This window comes from Aeromicrobium panaciterrae (assembly GCF_039537165.1).
Classification (GTDB): Bacteria; Actinomycetota; Actinomycetes; order Propionibacteriales; family Nocardioidaceae; genus Aeromicrobium; species Aeromicrobium panaciterrae.
On sequence record NZ_BAAAZZ010000002.1, the window covers coordinates 892443 to 913994 of the forward strand.

17 protein-coding genes are annotated in these 21552 nt (G+C 66.7%); 6 read left to right on the top strand and 11 right to left on the bottom strand.

Annotation, left to right across the window (positions count from 1 at the left end; all coding sequences use genetic code 11):
- Positions 1-18: 18 nt before the first annotated feature.
- A complete protein-coding gene (locus tag ABD683_RS04960) occupies positions 19-948 on the bottom strand; it encodes an asparaginase (protein ID WP_344767864.1) in 930 nt (309 codons plus the stop codon).
- A gap of 112 nt (positions 949-1060) precedes the next feature.
- Between ABD683_RS04960 and ABD683_RS04965 the strand changes: the two genes are divergently transcribed.
- From ABD683_RS04965 to ABD683_RS04980, 4 genes are all read left to right on the top strand, one after another.
- Positions 1061-2779, top strand: a complete 1719-nt coding sequence (locus ABD683_RS04965) for a fibronectin type III domain-containing protein (RefSeq protein ID WP_344767865.1) — start codon at positions 1061-1063, stop codon at positions 2777-2779.
- 41 nt (positions 2780-2820) lie between these two features.
- Positions 2821-4095 carry a fibronectin type III domain-containing protein gene (locus ABD683_RS04970; protein WP_344767866.1) on the top strand — a complete coding sequence of 425 codons (1275 nt, stop codon included), beginning with the start codon at positions 2821-2823 and terminating at the stop codon, positions 4093-4095.
- A 70-nt stretch (positions 4096-4165) separates the two neighbouring features.
- Positions 4166-5806 carry an endonuclease/exonuclease/phosphatase family protein gene (locus ABD683_RS04975; RefSeq protein WP_344767867.1) on the top strand — a complete coding sequence of 547 codons (1641 nt, stop codon included), beginning with the start codon at positions 4166-4168 and terminating at the stop codon, positions 5804-5806.
- A 4-nt stretch (positions 5807-5810) separates the two neighbouring features.
- Complete coding sequence (locus ABD683_RS04980) at positions 5811-6899, top strand: mannose-1-phosphate guanylyltransferase (protein ID WP_344767868.1); 1089 nt, start codon at positions 5811-5813, stop codon at positions 6897-6899.
- Here the strand turns inward: ABD683_RS04980 and manA are convergent.
- The 4 genes from manA to ABD683_RS05000 are packed head-to-tail and all read right to left on the bottom strand — an operon-like array spanning position 6859 to position 11766.
- Positions 6859-8112, bottom strand: coding sequence for a mannose-6-phosphate isomerase, class I (gene manA, locus ABD683_RS04985; RefSeq protein WP_344767869.1), 1254 nt, complete (start codon positions 8110-8112; stop codon positions 6859-6861). The two genes, ABD683_RS04980 and manA, sit on opposite strands and share 41 nt — an antisense overlap.
- A 24-nt stretch (positions 8113-8136) precedes the next feature.
- Entirely contained in the window at positions 8137-9990 is a 1854-nt protein-coding gene (locus tag ABD683_RS04990) for a DEAD/DEAH box helicase (RefSeq protein ID WP_344767871.1), read from the bottom strand.
- 34 nt (positions 9991-10024) lie between these two features.
- The gene (locus ABD683_RS04995; RefSeq protein ID WP_344767873.1) at positions 10025-11503 is read right to left on the bottom strand and encodes a sugar transferase; all 1479 of its coding nucleotides are present in this window, start codon (positions 11501-11503) and stop codon (positions 10025-10027) included.
- Positions 11504-11511: 8 nt separating this feature from the next.
- The gene (locus tag ABD683_RS05000) at positions 11512-11766 is read right to left on the bottom strand and encodes a hypothetical protein (RefSeq protein WP_344767875.1); all 255 of its coding nucleotides are present in this window, start codon (positions 11764-11766) and stop codon (positions 11512-11514) included.
- A gap of 171 nt (positions 11767-11937) precedes the next feature.
- Between ABD683_RS05000 and ABD683_RS05005 the strand changes: the two genes are divergently transcribed.
- Positions 11938-13341, top strand: coding sequence for a tyrosine-protein kinase domain-containing protein (locus tag ABD683_RS05005; RefSeq protein ID WP_344767877.1), 1404 nt, complete (start codon positions 11938-11940; stop codon positions 13339-13341).
- A 6-nt stretch (positions 13342-13347) separates the two neighbouring features.
- On the opposite strand, the gene ABD683_RS05010 is transcribed toward ABD683_RS05005, so the two are convergent.
- The 3 genes from ABD683_RS05010 to ABD683_RS05020 are packed head-to-tail and all read right to left on the bottom strand — an operon-like array spanning position 13348 to position 15312.
- On the bottom strand, positions 13348-13893 hold the full coding sequence (locus ABD683_RS05010) for an arsenate reductase/protein-tyrosine-phosphatase family protein (RefSeq protein ID WP_344767879.1): 546 nt from the start codon (positions 13891-13893) through the stop codon (positions 13348-13350).
- A complete protein-coding gene (gene ygfZ, locus ABD683_RS05015; protein ID WP_344767880.1) occupies positions 13890-14825 on the bottom strand; it encodes a CAF17-like 4Fe-4S cluster assembly/insertion protein YgfZ in 936 nt (311 codons plus the stop codon). Before ygfZ ends, ABD683_RS05010 begins: the two co-directional genes overlap by 4 nt.
- The gene (locus ABD683_RS05020) at positions 14818-15312 is read right to left on the bottom strand and encodes a heme-binding beta-barrel domain-containing protein (protein WP_344767882.1); all 495 of its coding nucleotides are present in this window, start codon (positions 15310-15312) and stop codon (positions 14818-14820) included. The genes ygfZ and ABD683_RS05020 overlap by 8 nt, the downstream gene beginning before the upstream one ends.
- A 93-nt stretch (positions 15313-15405) precedes the next feature.
- Here ABD683_RS05020 and ABD683_RS05025 point away from each other — a divergent pair, with 93 nt between their 5' ends.
- Entirely contained in the window at positions 15406-16521 is a 1116-nt protein-coding gene (locus ABD683_RS05025) for an LCP family protein (protein ID WP_344767883.1), read from the top strand.
- A 69-nt stretch (positions 16522-16590) separates the two neighbouring features.
- Here the strand turns inward: ABD683_RS05025 and ABD683_RS05030 are convergent, their stop codons facing one another.
- From ABD683_RS05030 to ABD683_RS05040, 3 genes are all read right to left on the bottom strand, one after another.
- Positions 16591-18417 (bottom strand): DUF4012 domain-containing protein, encoded by a 1827-nt coding sequence (locus ABD683_RS05030; RefSeq protein WP_344767884.1) that lies wholly within the window; start codon positions 18415-18417, stop codon positions 16591-16593.
- A gap of 85 nt (positions 18418-18502) precedes the next feature.
- Positions 18503-19108, bottom strand: coding sequence for an LPXTG cell wall anchor domain-containing protein (locus tag ABD683_RS05035; RefSeq protein ID WP_344767886.1), 606 nt, complete (start codon positions 19106-19108; stop codon positions 18503-18505).
- Positions 19109-19294: 186 nt separating this feature from the next.
- Positions 19295-21310: a GDSL-type esterase/lipase family protein gene (locus ABD683_RS05040; RefSeq protein ID WP_344767888.1), complete on the bottom strand. Its 2016-nt coding sequence runs from the start codon at positions 21308-21310 to the stop codon at positions 19295-19297.
- Positions 21311-21552 lie beyond the last annotated feature (242 nt).

The window sequence follows — 21552 nt, forward strand, 5'->3', positions numbered from 1 at the left end:
GGGGCTCTTTTGCTGCCCTCAGAAGGTGGTGCGGACTTCACCGACAGGATGGCCACCACCGAGGACCTCGGGCCGCTCTGCAAGCAGTGGCGCGTCGAGCCCTGCAAGCTCGAGCGCCCGGTTCATGACGGCATACACGGGCCTCTCGCTGCCGTCCTCGATCTTGACCGCGAACGCCTCCCCGTCAGGCTGCGCCACGACGTACGTGCTCTCGGCTCCCCATTTTGCAATCAGGCCGGGCAAAGCACGCATCAACTGCAGCTCGGGCCGCCCCGTACCGCTCACGAACTCCGGATGCGCCCTCATCGCAGAAGCCACCTTGGCCTCCAAGGTTCCCTGTTCGCCCGCCGCGATGCGGCCAACTGCGCGGGCGAGCTGAACGAGCGATGTCGCCAGCAAGGGCGCTCCGCACCCATCGACGCCGATCACGGCAGGTGGCCCCTGAGTCACCTCGGTGAACGTCTCGGTGATGACGACTTGCAGCGGGTGATCGGGGGCGAGGTAGGTATCGGTCGACCAGCCGTTCGTGACGCAGGTGAGGAGCATCGCCGCATGCTTGCCTGAGCAGTCCATGCAGATCGGTGCCCGCACGCCGCCCGCGCGGATGTAGGCCGCATGCACCTTGGGATCCAACGGGTACGAAGGGGGCGTCTGCAAGGCTGACTCGTCGAGCCCGGCCAGCGTGAGGATCTCGCGCACGGCGTCGAGGTGGAAGGGCTCACCTGTATGACTCCCAGCGGCGATCGCCAGCAGCTCACCGTCGAGGGGAAGGCCAGCACGAAGCATGCCGAGTGCCTGGATCGGCTTGTTTGCAGACCTCGGGAAGACGACAGTGCCCGGGTCATCGATCGACCACACGACCTCACCGGCGGCATCAACGCGTACGGCTACTCCGCGATGACGGCTCTCGACCAACCCTGACCTGACCACTTCCGCAAGTACGTCCACCCGGCCACCCTAGATGGCGAGATCTTCCCAACATCCCAGGCCGTTGTTACTCTCTTCGGACTGGTTGTGCGCTCCTGGTCGCAACTTCCCCCACCAGTGAGGATTCACCGTCATGATCTCGTGGACCCGGCATGCGTGCCGCGCCTCCGCTCTTGCACTGGCGATCCCGCTGATCGTGGGTGCACCCGCCGGCGCCGCCACCACGCTCGGCGCTCCGACCGGGCTCGCCGCCACCGTGACGTCGTCAAGCGCCACCCTGTCGTGGGCGAAGGCGGCGAACGCCAAGACGTACGTCATCTGCCTGCAGAAGTCCAAGGCCGCCAAGACGTGCTTCAAGACCGCCCGCACCACCTCGACCAAGGTCTCGTTCTCCAAGCTCGCACCGACCGACGGGACCGACTACTTCTTCCGCGTCACGGCCCAGCGGGACAAGGCCGTCAAGAGGTCGGTGCTCAAGGGATTCAACCTGGCCAAGCCGGTCACCCGCCCGGCTGCCGCGACCGGCATCACCCGCACCGCGACGACCACCAGCGTGGCCATCTCCTGGAACACGGTGGCGGGCGCGACGGGCTACACCGTCTGTCTGCTGCCGACGCCGACCGCGCCGGCGTGCTCGCACCGCTCGACGTTGTCCCCGAGCACGACAGCATCGTTCACGGGACTCACCACCCAGCCCGGCACCGACTTCTACTACCGCGTGATCAGTCACAACACCGCGGGCCAGACGTCGTCGGCGACACTGTCATTCGATCTCGCGGTCGCCACCGTCACGGGTCTCACCGCCAAGACCGACGGCAAGCAGCACCTCGTGCTCACGTGGTCACCCGCGACCAACGCCTCGAAGTACGCCGTGCAGATCGCCACCGACAAGGCCATGACCACGGGAGTGGTCGGCGGCACGGCGACCTCGCCGACGTTCACCAGCCCCGCCCTCCGGCCCGGCACGCTCTACTACTTCCGGGTGCGCGGCACGAACGACGCCGTCGCCGGCACCTACAGCGCCATCGGTGAGTTGAAGTTCGGTACGCCGGGCACCGCCGTACGCATCGTGACCTACAACCTCTGCGGCCAGGACAAGTGCCTCACCTCGACCAACAAGATGAAGACGTGGTCATCGACCCGCAAGCCGCTCGCGGGCTCGCTCGTACGCTCGGCTGCCCCCGACATCGTGGCGACACAGGAGTCGACGACCAAGGACACCAATTTCGCCACCCAGCTGCCGGGGTTCAAGCTGTCGCACTACAAGAGCGCGAAGTCGCTGTTCTACAAGACCTCGAAGTACTCCCTGGTGTCCTCCGGCGAGATCACCCTGAGCAGCTCGTTGAAGAAGTACGCCGTCTGGGCCGACCTCAAGGACCTCAACGGGACCCGCTTCATCGTGGTCAACCTCCACCTGGTGGCCGGCAAGGGCAAGGCCAACGACGACGAGCGCACTCGCGAGATGACGGCGCTCATCAACGGGGTCCGCAAGATCAATCCGAGCGGGCTGCCCGTGGTCTACGCGGGTGACTTCAACTCCAACGACAGCAATGCCAATCAGTCGAAGTACAAGGGTGGGTACGACGCGCCCCTGCGCTCGTTCAAGGCGATCGGCGTCGTCGACTCGTACTCCACGTCGAAGACCCTGATCAACCAGATCTGGAACAGCGCCAACCAGGCCAAGAACCCGCCGCTCAAGCACTCCGACCACGTGGACCACGTCTACACCTCGCCCGACGTCAAGGCCACCAGCTGGAAGGTGCTGCTGCGACTCTCCGGAACGAGCCATGCGCTGCCGTTCGCGAGCGACCACAACGCGCTCGTCGTCGACCTGACCGTGCCGGGCCGCTGACAATGCCGGGTGTCAGGCACGTGCGCACCTACGATGGCTGGATGCGTCGCGCAGTACTCGGACTGATCACGATCGTCGCGCTCTGCCTCGTGGGCCTGGCCCCTGCGCAGGGCGCCACCAAGCCCGGGACGGTGGGGCTCGTCACGTTCACGGCGGCCTCGCCGACGTCGTTCACGATCATCTGGCCCAAGGCCAGCAACGCGACCAGCTACCAGGTGTTCGTGTCGACCTCCTACACGGGCGTGCTGACGGCACCGGTGTTCGGGACCTCCAAGACCACCACGTTCACACCCAAGGGCCTCAAGCCCGGCACCGACTACTTCATCCAGGTGCGGGCGATGAACGGCACCAACGCCGGGAGCCGGTCGAGCCGCGTCGGGCACCAGACGATCCGTGCGCAGGGCACCGCCACCGGCCCCTACTACACCGTGATGAGCTACAACCTCTGCACCCGGGCGTGCATGATTCCCTATCAGCCGGGCATGGACGGCTACTACACGTACTGGAAGTGGTCGCAGCGCATGCCGGGCGCGATCGAGCGCATCACCAACTTCAAGCCCGACGTCGTGATGCTGCAGGAGTCCGAATGCTCCGTGCCGTCCGCGCCCGACCTGCACTGGCAGCATCCCGAGTGGCGGCCCGTCATGCAGCCCCCCGCCGGCTACGCCAAGGTCAAGTGCCGCAGCGCCAAGCAGCTGTTCTACAACGACGCCCGCTTCGACGTCGCCCCCGGCGAGTCGTGCATGGACAACGACTCGACGCCACCGCCGGTCAACCAGTGCACCAGCGGGTCGATCTACCTCGGCGAGCACCTCGACGGCAAGAAGTTCGCCGTCTGGGCCGAGCTGGTCGACAAGACGAAGGCCGACAAGCACGTGATCTTCGTGAGCGTGCACCTGGTCACCGGTACAAGTACGGCCGCGGTCAACTATCGGGCTGCCGAGATCAGGACGCTGCTGGCCAAGATCCGCGAGGTCAATCCCGAAGGTGTCCCGGTCGTCTACGGCGGCGACTTCAACTCGCACAAGAACCGCTCCAACGACTCGGTCGCGACCGAGTTCCACAAGGGCGGCCTGTACGACGCGTTCGACCTGGCGATGAAGATCGGCTACCAGCACTTCAACACCTACAACGGCTTCAAGGTCACCCCGACGATCGGCGTGAAGTGGGGTGACCACGTCGACCACGTGTGGGTCGATCCCACGAAATCGCGGGTCATCTCCTGGCTCAACGGAGTCAAGCTCGTGAGCGGCAAGCTCCCCCACCCGATCCCGTCGGATCACAGCCCGCTCGTGGTCAGCGTCCAGGTCAACTGAACACCCACAGATCCGATTCCGCCTGCGACCACAGGCACCGTAGAATTGGGCAACCCTCTGACCGCATCACTTGGAGCTTCCCGTAGTCAGCCGTCGCAATACCCCGCCACGACGCCGTGCCGACGGCGCAAAGCGACCTTCCGGAGTCAAGCGCGCTCCGAGTCGCCGCGCCAGCGCGGAGCAGCGGCCTGCCGCGGCCAGACGAACCGCGGGACGCCGCAAGACGAACGACGACCGGCGTCGACTCATCGTCGGAGGCACGGCCTTTGCGCTCGTCGCCACACTGGGCGCCGGACTGTGGGCCACCCGGGCACTGACCAACGGTCCCGATGCGCCGTCGGAGCTCTCCGCCAAGGCCATCTCCCCCACCGAGGTGGTACTGGACTGGAAGGGTGCCGACAACGCCGACTCCTACGTCATCAAGGTCGGGGCCGACCGGGCACTGACCGGCGAGAAGACCAAGGCCATCAAGGCCAAGGGCAAGACCACCCTGACGGTCGGTGACCTCACACCGTCGACGCCGGGCGTCGACCAGTTCTATCGCGTCGATGCGGTCTACGACGGCAAGACCGTCTCCTCGCGCACCGCCCGCTTCAGCCTGCTGCCCGGCGCTGTCGGCAAGGTCTCGATCCCCAAGAAGGCAACCACCGGTATCAAGGCCACGTGGCCCGCCGTCGCCAATGCCCGCCAGTACGACGTGGTCATGGCCGCCGACAAGGACTTCACCAAGGACACGTCCGCCATGCGCACGCTCTCGTCGTCTGCCGAGTTCATCACGAGCTCGCTGGCACCCAGGACGAGCTACTGGCTCAAGATCCGGGCCGTCAACGGCAGCCACGTCGGTGCATTCAGCGAGCCGGTCCCGTTCTCTACGCTCCCGGAGCAGTCGGCGTTCCGTGTCGCCGGCTGGAACGTGTGCTCCGAGGCCTGCGGCGGCTACAGCAGCCGTGGCCGCATCCAGGCCAAGTTCCTCAACGACAGCAAGGTCGACCTCTTCGGCCTCCAGGAGGCGGGCGGCGTACGCGTCGGCGGACTCACCAACTCACTCTTCAGCGGTGGCTCGCAGAAGTTCGTCCGCGCCTCCGGCGGCGCCAAGACCCGCTACATCTTCTACCGGCCGGCGCTCTTCACCCAGCTCGGCGGTGGCACGTTCCCCATCGGCCACGGCAAGTACACCACCTGGGCGGCGTTCCGGGTGAAATCCACCGGCCAGGAGTTCATCTTCGTCAACATCCACTTGCTGACCGGCAAGAGCGGCGTCGACGGCAAGCGCGCCTCGGAGATGCGGGCGACCCTTGCGGGCATGGCCAAGGTCAACAAGTCCGGGCTGCCGATGATCTATGCCGGCGACTTCAATGCGGGCTTCCACCGTGCGTTCACCCCAGGCGTGCTGCTGCGCAACCTCGGCTTCTCCGACTCTGTGAGCATCAGCAAGACCAAGCCGATCAACGCCACGATCAACAGCGGCCACACGTTCTCCACCGTCCCGCGGTTCAGCTCCGACTACGTCGACCACATCTTCGTCTCCAAGGAGTTCCAGGTCCTGGAGTGGAAGCAGCTCGTACGCATGACCGGCAACCGCTACACGCGGCCCGTCGTGTCCGACCACAACGCCATCAGCGCGGTCGTGTCACTCGGCGCCAACCCCGCGTCGCTCGGCGAGCCGACTCCGACGACCACGGTCGGCGGGCTCACCCAGTCGCTACCATGACGACGTGCCGCCCACCGACGACTCCGTGCTGACCTCCTTCCACGCAGTCATCCCCGCCGGCGGGGCCGGCACCCGGCTCTGGCCGCTGTCGCGGGCATCACGGCCCAAGTTCCTGCTCGACCTCGACGGCTCCGGCAGGTCGTTGCTCCAGCAGACGTGGGACCGGCTCGTCGACCTCATCCCGGCCGAGCGCATCCACGTCGTGACGGGTACGGCGCACGCCGGAGCCATCGGCGAGCAGCTGCCCGACCTGACCTCGTTGATCGTCGAGCCGTCGCCGCGTGACTCGATGCCGGCGATCGGCCTCGCGGCCGCCATCATCGGCGCCGGCGACCCTGACGCCATCATCGGCTCGTTCGCCGCCGATCACGTGATCGACGACCAGATCGCGTTCGCCGAGGCGATCCAGCAGGCGGCAGCCGTCGCCCGGCACGGACTCATCAGCACGATCGGCATCACCCCAAGTGGGCCGTCGACGGCGTTCGGCTACATCGAGGCGGGAGCGCTGCTCGAGGTCGACGGTGCCACCTCGGCTCGCAGCATCGTCCGGTTCGTCGAGAAGCCCGACGAGGCAACCGCTGCGGCATACGTCGCCGACGGCAACCACAGCTGGAACGGTGGCATGTTCGTCGTTCGCACCCAGGTGCTGCTCGACCACCTTGCGCGCCTGCAGCCCGGGCTCCACGACGGACTCACCCGTATCGCCGCCGCCTGGCACCAGTCCGATCGTCAGGAGGTGCTCGACGAGGTGTGGCCGAGCCTGACCCGCATCGCGATCGACCATGCCATCGCCGAGCCCGTCTCGCTCGAGGGCGGGATGGCGATGGTTCCCGGCTCGTTCAGCTGGGATGACCTCGGGGACTTCGCAGCGCTCCAGGACATCGGTGTGACACCGGCGCCCGGCACGGTCTTCATCGACGCCGACGGCCTGACGATCGCCGAGGACGGCACCACGATCGCCGTGGTCGGCCTGCACGACGTCATCGTCGTACGTACTCCCGACGCCACGCTCGTCACCACCCGTGAGCACGCCCAGCGGGTCAAGGACGTCGTCAGCGCGCTGAAGGACCGCGGTCGCGACGATCTTGTGTGAGCCGCTGCTCGCTGCGCTTCATGCGCTCCTCGTAGGGCGGGACCAGGTCGATCAGCTCACCCACCACGGTGTCGGAGGTCGGCTGGTAGGCCTGGGCGACCTCGCCGGTGCCCTCGATCGTCAAGGCACCGTCCTCGGGGCCGGCGTAGACCGAGTCGCCCCGGGCCATCACGATCCGCTCACCGGCTGAGTTGACCACCACGACCTCACCGCCCGTGCACACCAGGATCCGCTTGCCGCCGGGAGGCAGCGGGGTGTGGTCGCGATAGCCGTCGGAGCACTGGCTCACGGCCAGCGCGAACTCGTCGACATCGGGGCTGAAGATACTGGTCGAGAAGCCGAACGGCTCCGGAGTGACCCGGGCCAGCCGCGACATGCCGGTGCCGAGGCAGCGCACCAGACCGGCCGGATCGAGCGACTTGCTCGTCAGGCCGGCCCGCAGCACGTTGTCGGAGGACGCCATCACCTCGAGGCACAGGCCCTTGAGGTGCGAGTGGATGATGCCGGTGCCGAGGAACGCCGCCTCGCCCGGCTGGAGCGTCAGCCGGTTGAGCATCATCGAGATGATGACGCCGACGTCCTCGGGGTAGTAGTCGGCGATCTCCAGCGCCGTGACGTAGGCACGCTTGATGTCGATGCCCTGCTCGGTCAGCTCACGGCACGACGCCAGCGCCTCGGCGATCTCGTCGACGCTGGGTGGCTCAGCCAGCAGCTGTTCGACGAGCTTGACGATGCCGGGGAAGCCCGGCGACGCGTTGAGGTTCTCGGCCAGCTTGCGCGTCATCGTCGTGTTGAGGCCGATCAGGACCCGCAGGATCTCCGCCGTCGGCCTGAACCCGACGAGCGTGTCGAATGTCGTGAGGGCGTAGGCCATCTCGGGCTTGTGGTGCGGGTCCTTGTAGGTACGGTCGGGCGCGTCCAACGGGATGCCTGCGGCCTCCTCGGCGGCGAACCCTTCCCGAGCCATCGCCCGGTTGGGATGCACCTGGAGCGACAGCGGCCGGTCGGCTGCCAGGAGCTTGACCAGGAACGGCAGCTCGCCCGCAGCCTCTTGCAGCGACGTGCCGTCATCGTCGGTCGACGGAGCGAGCGGGTGGGTGCCGATCCACACCTCTGCCACCGGCTTGCCGTCCGGGACCTCTCCGAGAAACCTCGGAATGTCGGCCGTCGAGCCCCAGTCGTAGCCACGGGACGCGTTGACGAGGCGGAGCATTGATGCAGTCTATTGAGGGGTGGGCTACTTGTGCCGCGGCTTGCGGGACTTCTCGGCGAGCTTCTGCTCGTACGGGTTCTTCTCGGCGCTCTTCTTGGCGGCGGGTTTTTTCACATACGCGTTCTTGGTCGGCTGCTTGCTCCCGGTCGACCTCTTCTCGTACGGGCGCTTGCTGCCGTGTGACTCGCTGGTGCGCGCCCGCAGTGGTGCGCCGTTGTCGAGCTGCAGCTCGATGAGCTTGCCGGAGATGCGCGTGTTGGCCAGCGCCTCGAATACCGCGCTCGGCAGGTCGGCGGGGAGCTCGACGAGCGAGTGGTCGGTCAGCAGGGTGATCTTGCCGAAGTCAGACCTCTTGAGGCTGCCCTCGTTGGCCAGGGCGCCGACGATCGCCGACGGGCCGATCTTGTGCCGCTTGCCCACCGAGACGCGATAGACCGCGGATCCCTCGGCCGGGAGGCGGTCACTGCGGTCGAATCCCGCGGGCTTGCGACGTGGCCCGCCGTCGTCCTGCGCCCACGAACGCTCGCGGGGGGCCGACTTGGGCGGATCAGGACGCAGGAAGAAGTCCTTGTCGGACTGGCTCATGACGGCCAGGGCCGCCGCCGCATCGGTCATCGAGACGTCGTTCTCGGCGACGTACTCCTCGACCAGCGTGCGGAACGCGTGGAACTGCGGCGATCCCATGCTCGAGGTGATCGCCTGGGCGAACCGGCCGGCCCGACGCTCGTTGACCTCCTCGGCCGACGGCACCGACATCTCCTCGACCGGCCGTCCCGACACCTTCTCGATCGCCGAGAGCATGCGGCGCTCACGCGGGGTGACGAACAGGATCGCCTCGCCCGTACGCCCGGCGCGCCCCGTACGACCGATCCGGTGGACGTAGGCCTCGGTGTCGTGCGGGATGTCGTAGTTGATGACGTGCGTGATGCGGTCGACGTCGAGGCCCCGGGCGGCGACATCCGTCGCGACGATCAGGTCGAGGGCGCCCGACTTGAGCTGGGAGACCGTCCGTTCGCGCTGCGCCTGCACGAGGTCGCCGTTGAGCGCCGCGGCGTTGTAGCCCCGGCCGCGCAGCTTGTCGGCGAGCTCCTCGGTGGAGGACTTCGTACGGACGAACACCAGCATGGCGTCGCCGGTCTCGACCTCGAGCAGCCGGGTCAGCGCGTCGAGCTTGTGGTGGTGCGAGACCTGGATCCAGCGCTGGCGGACCGTGGCGGTCGACGTGGTGGCCTTGGGTGTCGCGATGTCGACAGGGTCGTGGAGGTACTTCTTGGCCAGCGAGCGGATCTGCTTGGGCATCGTCGCCGAGAACAGCGCGACCTGCTTGTACTCGGGGGTGTCGGCGAGGATGCGCTCCACGTCGTCGGCGAAGCCCATGTTGAGCATCTCGTCGGCCTCGTCGAGCACGAGGTACTCCAACGACGTCAGGTCGAGGCTGCCGCGCTCGAGATGGTCGATCACGCGGCCGGGAGTGCCGACGACGATGTGCGCACCCTTCTGCAGCCCGGCGAGCTGGAAGCCGTAGCCCTGGCCGCCGTAGACCGGCAGCACCCGTATGCCGGGGAGGTTGCCGGCGTACGCGGCGATCGCCTCGCACACCTGGAGGGCGAGCTCGCGGGTCGGCGCGAGGACGATGGCCTGCGTCTTGCGGTTGGCGGGGTCGATGCGCTGCAAGATCGGCAGCGCGAATGCCGCGGTCTTGCCCGTGCCCGTCTGTGCCAGGCCGACGACGTCCTTGCCCTCGAGCAGCGACGGAATCGCGCGCTCCTGGATCGGGGTCGGCGTCTCGTAGCCCAGGGACGACAGCACCCGGACGAGCGGCTCAACCAGTCCGAGGTCTGCGAACGTCGGTGTCTCGCGTACCTCTTCGGTTGTCATGGCCCCAAGGCTATCGGTGGAACGCCGTTGACCACTAATAAGCGCCGGTGGAGCGGATGACCGCTCGCAGGGTCTTCCAGAGGATCAGCAGGTCACCCACGATCGACCAGTTCTCGACGTAGTAGAGGTCGAGACGCATCGTCTCTTCCCAGTTGAGGTCGGAGCGGCCCGAGATCTGCCACGGACCCGTGATGCCGGGGCGTACGAGGAGGCGGCGGCGAGCATCGGCGGCGTAGACCGACACCTCCGAGACCAGCGGCGGTCGCGGGCCGACCAGGCTCATGTCGCCCTTGATCACGTTGATCAGCTGCGGCAGCTCGTCGATCGAGAACCGGCGCAGGTGCTTGCCCACCGAGGTGACCCGCGGGTCCTCACGCATCTTGAACATCACGGCGTTGCCGCTGTCGGGCGTCAGGTCGTCGAGCATCTGGTCAGCGCCGTCGACCATGGTGCGGAACTTGATCATCCCGAACGTCTTGCCGTCGCGGCCGACACGCTCCTGCACGAAGAAGACCGGCCCCTTGCTGTTGAGTTTGATCGCGATCGCGACGACGAGGAATATCGGCAGGCTGACCAGCAGCAGGGCCCACGCACCGAACCGGTCGAGCGTGCCCTTGGCCCATCGCGCGCCGCCGCGATAGGCCGGCTTCTCCACGTGCAGCAGGGGCAGGCCGGCGACGGGTCGGATGTGAACTCGGGGACCGGCGATGTTGGCCAGCGACGGCGCCACGATGATCTCGACGCTGTGACCCTCGAGGTCCCAGCCGAGCCGGCGCACCATGTCGGGGTGGGTCGCGTCCGACGACGTGACGATGACGGCATCGGCGCCGGTCGACAGTGCTGCGGTCTTGAGCGCATCGACGCTGCCGACCGCCGGCAACCCGGCGACACCCTTGCCCTCGTCCGGTCCGGTGAGGCACACGCCGACCAGGTGGTAGCCGTACGCCTCGTTGCGTCCAATCACGGCCGCGAGGTGCTCGACGGACTCGCGGTTGCCGACCACGATCGCACGGTGCGTCATACGTCCGGCCTGGCGCTGCACCAACAGCCACTGGCGCCACGACCAGCGGCTGAGGACCAGCATCACCAGGCCGAACGGCAGGCCGACGATGACGTAGGCGCGCGGCGGCGAGAACTTCACGACGAAGCAGAAGAACGCCAGGAAGGAAAAGATCACCAGCGTGGAGTTGATGACTCGTTTGTATTCGTCGGCTCCGCCGCTGAGCACGCGTGCATCACGGGTGCCGGCAAGGGTCAGGACGAGGTGCCACAACACCAGCGTCACGACGGAGATGAGGATCCACCAGGGCGTACGTGGCCCTCCCAGTCCGTCCCACTGGCGCGGGTATGCCGCCCAGACGAGGTGGACCGTGACGAACACCCAGGCGAGCACGACGAGGTCAGAGAGCACCAGGATGCGGCCGTAGCGACGCTGCCACTCGAGTCCGGTCTCGCGTTCTGCGGGACTCACCGACACCTCCCGCTCCTGGACGACCGGAGCGGCTGTGCCCACTCTCGGATTCACGCCCGAGACGGCCGCCTGACGACCCGCCGCCCGAAGGCAACCGCCAGCCAAGCAAGTCCGATGAGGGCCACCGCGATGGCGATGCCCCCCAACCCGAGCACCAACCCACCGTAGCCGTCGCCCACGCCGAATGGGCCGAGAACCGACGGGTTGGTGTTGAGCACGATGGCGAGCACGGGCACCAGGCCAACCGCCGCAGTCAGCGCGAACGCGATCAGGACGCGGCCGAAGCTGATGGGTGTGTAGTCCATGCACCTACTCCTGCGGGACGATCGGGAAGCGGGGGAATTTGCTCGCGAAAGGTAGAACGAGTTGCCACAACCAGAGTTACGCAGGATCGGACCGGATGTATCGCGTTTTACACGACGTTCATGTGGCATGCTCGTGCCGTTCAGGGGACTTCGAACACGAAGGAGACGTGGGTGGCACCCATCCAGCTTCTACGGCGGTGGCCGTCCATCGTCGCGCTCACACTTGTCGGAGCTGCCATCGCAGCAGGACTCTTGACGACCGTGGACCAGCGCTACACGGCACACGCCGACGTGCTGGTCGAGCCGCCCGCGGGCGAGAGCACGCACGCCGTCGCCCCGCGTACCGTCGCTTCCTACGCGCACATCCTCGGCGGACGTACGATCGCGGGTCGCGTCGTCAAGAGCCTGGGCCTCCCGGCCACCGCCGGCGCCACGGATCGTCGTCTCGACGCCACGGTGCTCGACGACACGTCGGTGCTACGTGTCACGGCCCAGAGTGACAACTCGCAGACCGCCTCCCGCATCGCCCAGGAGGCGGCCGATCAGTTCGTGACCTGGCTCAAGGACAGCCAGGCCCGCAACATCACCGAGGCCACGGACGACACCGAGGCCACCAACACCGCGCTCACGGCACGCGTCGTCGAGACGGCCGCGACTCCGTCCAAGGCGTCCTACCCGTCCCGGACGACGTGGTTGTCGGTCGGCGCACTGCTGGGTCTGCTGGCCGGACTCCTCCTCGCCGTCTGGCGCGAGGCCGCCGACCGCAGCATCCGCACACCCTCTGAGCTCGAGGAGCTGGCGGGGGCACCTGTGCTCGGCGCGATGGCCTACGACCGTGCCGCCGCGAGCACGCCGCTCATCACCTCGCTCGGCACGCACCATCCGCGCTTCGAGGCCGTACGCATCCTGCGCACCAACCTGCAGTTCCTCGACGTCGACCGCGATCACAAGGTCATCACGATCACCAGCTCACTCGCCGGCGAAGGCAAGTCGACAACGGCGTGCAACCTTGCCATTGCGCTCGCGCAGACCGGCACCCGCGTCGTGCTCGTCGAGGGCGATCTGCGGCGCCCTCGGGTCAGCGAATACCTCAGCATCGAGAAGTCGGTGGGGCTCACGACGGTGCTGGTCGGCCGGGTGGCACTCGACTCGGCGCTCCAGCAGGCCGGCACGCCCGGCCTCGACGTGCTGACCAGTGGGGCGCTGCCCCCCAACCCGTCGGAGATCCTGCAGACCAAGGCGATGACGGCGTTGATCGCCGAGCTGCGCCACCGCTACGAGGTCGTCCTGATCGATGCCCCACCGCTGTTGCCGGTCACCGACGCGTCGCTGCTGGCCTCGATATCCGACGGCGCGATCCTCGTCGTCAAGCACGGCTCGACGGGGCGCGAGCAGGTACGTACCGCGACCGATCGCCTGCAGGCCGTCGGCGCCCGGCTGCTCGGCACGGTGCTCAGCATGAGCCCGGCGCGCGAGCTCAGCCGCTACGGATACGGATATGGCTATGGCTACGGGCCGGAGTACTTCGCCAAGGCCGGTGGCGAGGGCAAGCGTCGAGGCACCCGACGGGGCTGATCGCCGTCAGGGCACGTGGGCGAGCGCGTTGAGGCGCGCCCCCACCGTACGAACGGCTTCGGCGATCTGGTCGGCCGTCTGCCGATGGACCTCGGGGCTGCGACGATAGGGATCGCCGATGTCGACCTCCGCGGGCGCGAGGCTGCGCTGGCGGGCGGCCTCGGCGACGAGAGCCGTCGGGTAGGCCCCCTCGACCTTCTCGCACAGTGCCGCGAACTCGACCAACGTGAAGGTACGGCGCAGCGCTCTCGGGTTCATCGCCAGGACCTCGGAGCGGTGTGACTTGGTGGCCGTGAGGATCAGGTCGGCGGAGTCGACGAGGTAGGAGTCGATCGCGTGCGAACGAAACGCCCCCGGGCTGTGACCCAGGCGCATGAGCTCCATCGCCGCCATCGTGTCCATCGGCTCACGATCCCAGCCCTGCACGCCGGCGCTGGCGACCTCGAACAGCACCGGGTCGAGCTCGGCCCGCAGCAGGACCTCGATCATGGGCGAGCGGCAGATGTTGGCGGTGCACACGGCGAGGATCGCGAAGCGACGATGTTTGGTCACCGCAGCACCGGACGTACGTGGAGTCCGGCCTCGGGATCGACGATCAGCTCCTGGCCGGCAGCGACTCCATCGACGAGCAGCTCGGCAGCGGGATCGACGTTGCGCTTGACCAGTGCCAGCGCGATCGGCCCGAGCTCGTGGTGGCGGGCCGAGGTGCCGATCGAGCCGACGCGTACGCCGTCCAGGGTCACGTCGGAGCCGGGCTCGGGCAGGTGGTTGACCGAGCCGTCGAGGTGGAGGCGGACCAGCCGGCGTGGCGGGCGTCCCAGGGTGTGAACGCGAGCGACGGTCTCCTGACCGCGGTAGCAGCCCTTGTCGAGGTGCACCGCGACGTTGAGCAGCCCGGCCTCGTTGGGGATCGTCAGCTCGTCGGTGTCGAGCCCGATGCGTGGTAGACCTGCCTCGATGCGCAGGGCTTCCCACGCCCACAGGCCCACGGGGTCGCCGAGCTCGCCCGGCAGTGCCTCGAGGTGGGTACGCGGGACGATCTTCCAGGCGAGGCCGGGCAGCCCGACCACGGCCTGGTCGGGGGCGAGGGCGACCTCAACGCGCATCATGAAGCGCATCCGGTCGAGGAACTCCACGAGTGCAGCACCGGCGCCGGGCTCGGTGTGCGCCCAGTACGTCTCGCCGTCGTCGACGCCCGAGAAGCCGTGCTCGATGCGACCCTGCGGCGACAACAGCAACACGTCGGTGAGGACCCCGGGCTGCAGGCCCTCGAGGTATTGCGTCGTCAGCGAGTGGAGCCACGTGAGGCGGTCGGCACCGCTGACAGTGAGGACATCGCGATGGGACAGGTCGACGAAGGTGCCGCCGTCGATCAGCCGGCGCTGCTCGCTGACGATCGACCCGTAGTGGGCCGCGACGACGTTGTCGGGCGCATTGCCGCCCACTGCGCCGGGGAGCTGGAGGAGGGGGCTCGGATCAGTCACGCTTCAACCGTCCCCACAGGTGCGACTGCATCTCCTGGCCCTCGGCCGCCATGTCGTAGGCGTACATCAGGTCACCCTCGACGAGTCCGTACATGCGCTGGCCGGCCGTGTAGTCCTTGGCGGTCGACGTACGCGCGACGATGTCGGTCGCGAGGGTGAGCCGTGGGCCGTCTATCTGGCCGTACCAGACCTCGGCATACCCGGTGGCGTGTGCGAGCACCAGCTCGACGGCACCGTCACCGACGGGACGCAGGAAGCCGGTCTCGAGCGCTCCGGGACGTACCCGCTCGCCCGCCTCGTCAGTGATCCACGCGCGGCTGAAGTAGTGGAGAAAAGGCCTGGTGTCGTGGGCAAACACGACGTCGTGCTCGAACGTGAACGGCTTGATCGTGGGATAGTCGCCCTGCCCGTTGCCGTGCCACGGACCGAGCAGCCATGCCAGCGGCATGAGGTCGGGGTGGAGGTCAGACGGAATCTCGAACGGCATGGGTTCGATTCTATCGGCCACGTGGCTGTGCGGGTTTGGCCGGAGTTGCCAAGACCCGGCAGAATGGGCGGGATACCCCCGGAACGGAGCGGAATGGTCAGCAGGCGAGAGCGTCGCTATCGCGACGCCGGCAAGCGTCGCGCTGGCGGTACCCCTTTTCACAGGCGCCACCGCAGGCTGCTCATCGCGCTGTTCACGTTCCTGATCGTCGTCCCCGTGGTGGGTGGCGGGGCGTACGCCTACATGCTCAACTCCAAGCTCAACAACGTCGAGAAGGCGCCCAAGATCAAGGACACGGATCGTCCTGACCCCGACAAGGGCAAGGCGCTCAACATCCTGCTGCTCGGCTCCGACAAGGGCAAGAAGATCGAGGGGCAGCCCGCCAACACCACGATCAGCGAGGACGCCAAGGCCAAGAAGTGGCCCGTCGGCAAATATCGCAGCGACACGCTGATGATCGTGCACATCTCCGCCGACCGCAAACACGTCTACCTCACGTCGATCCCCCGTGACACGTTCACGATGATCTACGACGCCGAGGGACGGCCGCAGCACCAGGAAAAGATCAACGCCGCGTTCTCCGAGTACGGGCCGCTCGGCACGATCTCGACCGTCGAGCACCTCACCAACCTCCGCATGGCGCACCTCGCGATCATCGACTGGGCCGGTTTTCGCGCCCTGTCCACCGCGGTGGGCGGCGTACCCGTCACGATCCCCCGGGCGTTCTATGACCCGAAGCAGAAGATCCAGTGGGAGGCCGGCCCCCAGGTGCTCGAGGGCAAGCGCGCGCTCGCGTACGTCCGCACCCGCTACGGCCTGCTCCGCGGCGACTTCGACCGCATCGCCCGCCAGCAGAACTTCCTGCGCGCGCTGATGAAGAAGATCCTCGACAAGGGCACCATGACCAATCCGGTCAAGCTGATCAACACCGTCAGCGCGCTCACCGAGAACCTCACGGTCGATGCCGAGTGGAACGCCGGTGACATGCGCGGTCTCGCACTGTCGTTGCGCGGTACCCAGGCTGACGACGTCACGTTCCTCACCGCACCCATCGCCGGCACCGAGACGATCCCGATCTATGGCAGCATCGTGCGCCTCAACGAGGCGAAGGCCATGACGCTGTGGGACGCGCTCAAGAAGGACTCGATGACGGCCTACCTGGCAGCCAATCCCGGCGATGTCCTGCCGGCTCCCGAGGATGTCCGGTGACGTCACCGTCGGTCGGTCGGTCGTTGACCATCTGTCCGGACGTCGTGCTGGCGATCATCACGCCTCTGGCTAGCAGGCTGACTTCGTCACCACGTTGTTGCGGGCAGGCTTGACGCCCGGCGTGGTCGAGAGGATCACGTCGCCCTTCTGGTTGCGGCCGCTGAGCAGCGTGGTCGTGATGACGTGGGTCTCGCCGGGTCTGATCAGCAGCTGAACCTTGGTGACGTTGCGGCCGTCGTGACGCACCGGGGACACCGACTGCTTCTTGCCGTCCAGCTCAACCCGCGTGAACGCCCCTCCATACGGCGAGTAGAGGCGCACGTTGATCAGCATGACACCCTTGGGCGCGTATCCGCCCTTGCCAGCCACATAGAGATCAGCAGCATTCGGCGGCGCGTTGGACGTGAGCGCGGTCTGGGTCGACAGCTGCTGCTGACCCTTCGCCAGGCACTTGGTCGCAGCGACAGCGGAGTAGGACTCGAGGTAGTACTCCATCTTGGTCGACGCGCCGTCATTGAGATAGACACCGACATGCGGCGTCTCGCCGTCGTCGCTGGTCATCGCGCCCGACAGGCGGGTCTCTGCGATGTCCTTCTGCTCGTCAGCGTGGGCAGACCACACGGTGAGGCGGTTCTCTGCGGTTGCCTGCACCAGTCCACCAATGACCAGGCGTGAATCGCCCGTGCCGGCCTTCACCACGTCGAAGATCTCACGCGCGGCGCTGGCGAAGATGTCGTCCTGCTTGTTGGGCAGGTCGACATTCTGGACGTACACGCCGTTGAGGAGATAGGAGACGGCGTTGGCTTCAGTCAGGATCACGCCGTTCTCGAGGGTGACCGGACCAGTACCGGCGAGGAGGTAGCTCAAGGCGACTGGATCGACGGAGATGACACCGTCGACGTCTTCGCCGAGACCCTCCTTGACCAGCTTCTTCGTGATCTCTCCTGTGCGCGGGAAGTCAGGAGTGAAGTTCACATCGCGAAGATCGGTGAACAGGCTCTGGCTGTAGACCTGCGTCTCACCCTCGGTGGCCTTGACGACGGGCTTGGTGATGGGCTTGAAGTCGAGCACCGTGCCTTGCTTGCCCATCTTGAGCTTGCCGTTCTCGGCGTGAAGTATTGCGAAGGCGCCGGTGATGCCGCCGGTCGAACGGACCTCAGCATTGTTCTGGATCAGCAACATGTAACTGCGCTTGCCCTCACCGCCCAGCATGGTCGGGAGGAGCTTCGAGGCAAGGTGGCCCGAGGAAGCGGCGGTCTGCGCCGTCTCGATCTTGTCCTGCACATTGCGTACGGGATCACCGAGAGGTGTCAGCAACGAGTCCGCGTCGATGTCGGAGATCTCGTCGCGGGCTGCCGTGAGCGCCTTGTCGGCCTTGCTGACGGACGGCTCGATGCTGGCCAGTGCGGCCAGGTCGATCTTGCCGCCCTTGGGGCTGAACGTGTTGGTGTTGACCTGCTCGGCCACGGCAACGATCGGCGGCAGGGCGTCCTGGGCGACATTGTCCAGGACGGCAGAGACGGACTGCACGGCACCGAAGTTGCGGCCCAGCAGCGGGATGTGCGAGCTGATGTCCCACATCAGGCCGTCGGTGCTCGAATGCGCCTGCGACGTCGAGTCCTGCAGCCCCGCAAGCGTCTCTTTCGCTGCCTCGACATCACCGCCAGCGATCTGGTTCTGCAGCACTCCTGCTTGGGTCGACGCCAGTCGAAGTGCCGACGTGGCCTTCATCGCCTGGTAGGCGAACAGCAGGATCAGCAGCGCGAGGACGGCCCAGAGCGCGCCGTAGATGCGTTTGCGAACGGTTTGACGGCGGTACCAGGGGCGGTGGCGCCGCTGTCGGACGCGCTCTCGACCTTCGGACTCCTCCATCCGCTGAAGACGGGGATCGGTCACGCCTCACCTTCCAGGTGCACAGGGAAAAACAATGGTGCGCGCCTCAGTTTCAAGGCGCGCACCAGAGTAATGCGGATTGTGGTGCTCAGCGTGCCGAGTGACGACGCCGTGCCGCATAGGTGACTCCGGCACCGGCGAGCACCAGGGCGCCACCGATGTACAGCCACGAAAGGTTGGAACCACCCGTGTCGGGCAGCTCGCCGTCTTCGCCGGCGACTCCGCCCTTGGGCAGGAGAATCACCGTTACCGAGTCAAACACGGGAACGATGGCGGCCGGCAAAGCGCGGGCCGGGCTGGCGGAGAAGACCGCCGGGGTGACGTCATTGCCCGAGGCGACCGGGGCGAGCACACCGTAGTCGACGGCATTGTCATAGAGGCACTTGGCCGTCATCTTCACAGGAGTGGACTTGGAGACCGGCTTGCTCTCGAACGATCCGGAAAGCGACGTGCCACTCCCGGTGCGAACCGGGTTTTCGCCGTTGGCGACTCCGGCGGTGAACGTGACCGTCCAGTCGCAGGGAACCTTCAAGGCTGCAGTGTCGGCAACGAAGTTGACCGTGTTGCCGCCGATGACGGGCGAGTCAGCAGTCAGACGGATTGCGGGGTCTGGGTAGGCCTGGGCAGGAGCAGCCGCGAACAGCGCGAATCCACTCACGAGGGCGGCCACGGCTGCGAGCCGAAGTTTCTTCATTTCCAGTCTCCCGATAAGTCTTGTGGAGTGACACCTGATCACGTTCCGTGACATCTAACGACGACCAACGCGAGTTGGTTACGGAAACTGTATCGCAGAACACGCCGCTGAGCAGCCACGTCTCAAGGATGTTCACGCGCCCGTAACGCATCCGTTCGTGGCTCAATCACGGCGCAGCGCCCTCCGCTACCGGTTTGCCGGCGCCAATCGGGCGACCATTGCGCGAAGCTCAGCGGCGATTCGGCCCTGATAGTACGTGTGACCTGCGGCGTTGAGGTGCACCCCGTCAGCTCCGACGTACTGGTCCTGATTGCCGTCCCCTGCGGGATGAGCCGTGCTTCCGGTTCCCGTCAACCAGTCGGCGGCGTACGGGTCGATCACTCCCACCACGTTCGGGTGTCGTTCGGCGACGCCATCGAAGCTGTCGTTCAGCGCTCTGAACCTCGGATCGGTCTGGTCGGCCACTCCCGGGTATGACACCGGTTCGAGGGTCACCAGCACCACCGGAAGCCCGGGTCGCGCCACGGCCACGTCATCGAGGAGCTTGTCCAGAGCGGTGCGCTGGGCGTCTGGACTGAAGTGGACGTCGTTGATGGAGCCGCTCACCAGCAGTGCGTCGATCGGGGCACTCGTGACGGACGCGAGCCGCCGAGCCGACCCGAACGGGGACGTGAGGTAGCCCGGATATCCGACTCCTCCGCTTGCCGCGACACCCGAACCGTCATTGACATATCCGGTGCCACCTTCGGCCATGTTCCAGACCCGAAAGCCGGTCAGTGTGCTGAGCATCGGTGCCGGCCCGCTTGTCATGGGCTCGGTCCCGGCTAGCGTCTCGAACATCGAGTCACCGATCACGCCGAGGGTGAATCGCGGGGCAGCCGTGACCGTCACGACCTGACAGGCGTCGTAGTCGACGCCAGTGAAGTACATCGGTCCGGCAATGCGTATCGTGGCGGGCACGGTCGAGGTGCGCGTCACGGTGATCCAGTTCCAGCGTCCGGCACCTGTGGGGTCTGACCCGGCAAACGCCTGAGTGGCCACCGGCTTGCCGTCGATCCACACCATCGCGTCGGAGTTCTTCACGGTCCAGTAGCGAATCGCGAAACGCTTGCCCGTCACGGTGAACTGGACATCGGCGTTCTTGAGGGTCGAGTTGTTGACGTGATACTCCGCGCCTGCCTCGGGTCGACGGAAGTCGCCTCCATTGGCAGCCGAGTAGAGCGTCCCCACTGCCACCGGGTCCAGGGAGTGCGCGAAGGCCCCCGGGGTGTCCCATCGAACCAGCGTGGTGCGCCCAAACCAGTCGGGGGGCTGGCTCGAGAACGTCGCCGTGGCGACCGACGGCGGCACCACGGTCGAAGCCTCCGGCTTCATCAGATCGTCGAAGCGCGGGGCCGGCGACACCGGGAACGTGCCGCCGGGGTCGGTGATTCGAGCTGCCGCACTGGTCACCGATCGTGACGTGAACGACGAACGAAGAGCAGTAGCGGTCACGGTGATGTCAGCCCCGATGTCCTGCTTTCGAGTCCGGTAGGTGGACGAGGTTTCCCCGGCGATCGGCTGGCCGTTGCGCAACCATTCGAATGTCGTCATTTCAGGTACCGGCGACCAGCCCGTCGACGTCGCGGTCAGCACGTTGCCGCCAACGCGGCTTCCAGCAATCGCTGCCGATCCGCCGACGAACAGACCCGAGCCCACCAGCGTTCCGGTAACACTCTCGCGGCCGGTGACCTGCCCCGAGCGAACGGCGGTGACCTCGACCGTGATGTAGGTGCGGTAGTCCGCGGGAGTGAGCAGGTAGGACGTGGTGGTCGCACCAGGGATCCGCGACCCGTCGCGGCGCCATTGGTACGTGTACTTGGTCGGCTTCGGGCTCCACGTTCCGGCTTTGGCAGTCAACCGTTGACCGACGCGAAGCGATCCCGACACGAGCGGCTGGACCGTCGTGAACGTCACGGTTGGTTTGCGATTGAAGGTGACGAAACGGATCGGCGACCCTGTTCCAGCCTGTCCGGTCACCGCCGGGATGTAGGCGCGATAGCGCCTGATGCCAATCGCGGTCACCTTGAATGTCCCGGTGTAGTGCCCCGCCGCGTCCGTCGTCACCTGTTTCACGGTTGCCCAAGATCCCGCCGACTGCTCCTGCTGAATCCAGATCGTGACACCCTTCGCGACCGGATTGACCTGCCCGCTGACCGTCACGGACCCACCTGAAATCGGCGAAGACGGAGAGGCATGACTGCTGAGACAACGACCGCCCGTCGGGCCGACCGGCGCAGGGTCAACGGCGGACGCCGAGGTGCTGGGAACCGAGAGCCCAGCCGCAGCAAACAGACAGACCAGTAGGTAGGTCTGGAGCCGGGACATGGTCACTCCGATCGGGCGCGCTGGCCAGATCCTAGTTGTCGATCCGGGTCGACACGGCCACATCACAAATCTTGGTC

What these genes read in the sequence shown, in the direction of transcription:
- ABD683_RS04965 (WP_344767865.1), top strand. Translation starts at nt 1,061, where the DNA reads ATGATCTCGTGGACCCGGCATGCGTGCCGCGCCTCCGCTCTTGCACTG.
- ABD683_RS05025 (WP_344767883.1), top strand. Translation starts at nt 15,406, where the DNA reads ATGGTCAGCAGGCGAGAGCGTCGCTATCGCGACGCCGGCAAGCGTCGC.
- ABD683_RS04970 (WP_344767866.1), top strand. Translation starts at nt 2,821, where the DNA reads ATGCGTCGCGCAGTACTCGGACTGATCACGATCGTCGCGCTCTGCCTC.
- ABD683_RS05035 (WP_344767886.1), bottom strand. Translation starts at nt 19,108, where the DNA reads ATGAAGAAACTTCGGCTCGCAGCCGTGGCCGCCCTCGTGAGTGGATTC.
- ABD683_RS05000 (WP_344767875.1), bottom strand. Translation starts at nt 11,766, where the DNA reads ATGGACTACACACCCATCAGCTTCGGCCGCGTCCTGATCGCGTTCGCG.
- ABD683_RS05020 (WP_344767882.1), bottom strand. Translation starts at nt 15,312, where the DNA reads ATGCCGTTCGAGATTCCGTCTGACCTCCACCCCGACCTCATGCCGCTG.
- manA (WP_344767869.1), bottom strand. Translation starts at nt 8,112, where the DNA reads ATGCTCCGCCTCGTCAACGCGTCCCGTGGCTACGACTGGGGCTCGACG.
- ABD683_RS04990 (WP_344767871.1), bottom strand. Translation starts at nt 9,990, where the DNA reads ATGACAACCGAAGAGGTACGCGAGACACCGACGTTCGCAGACCTCGGA.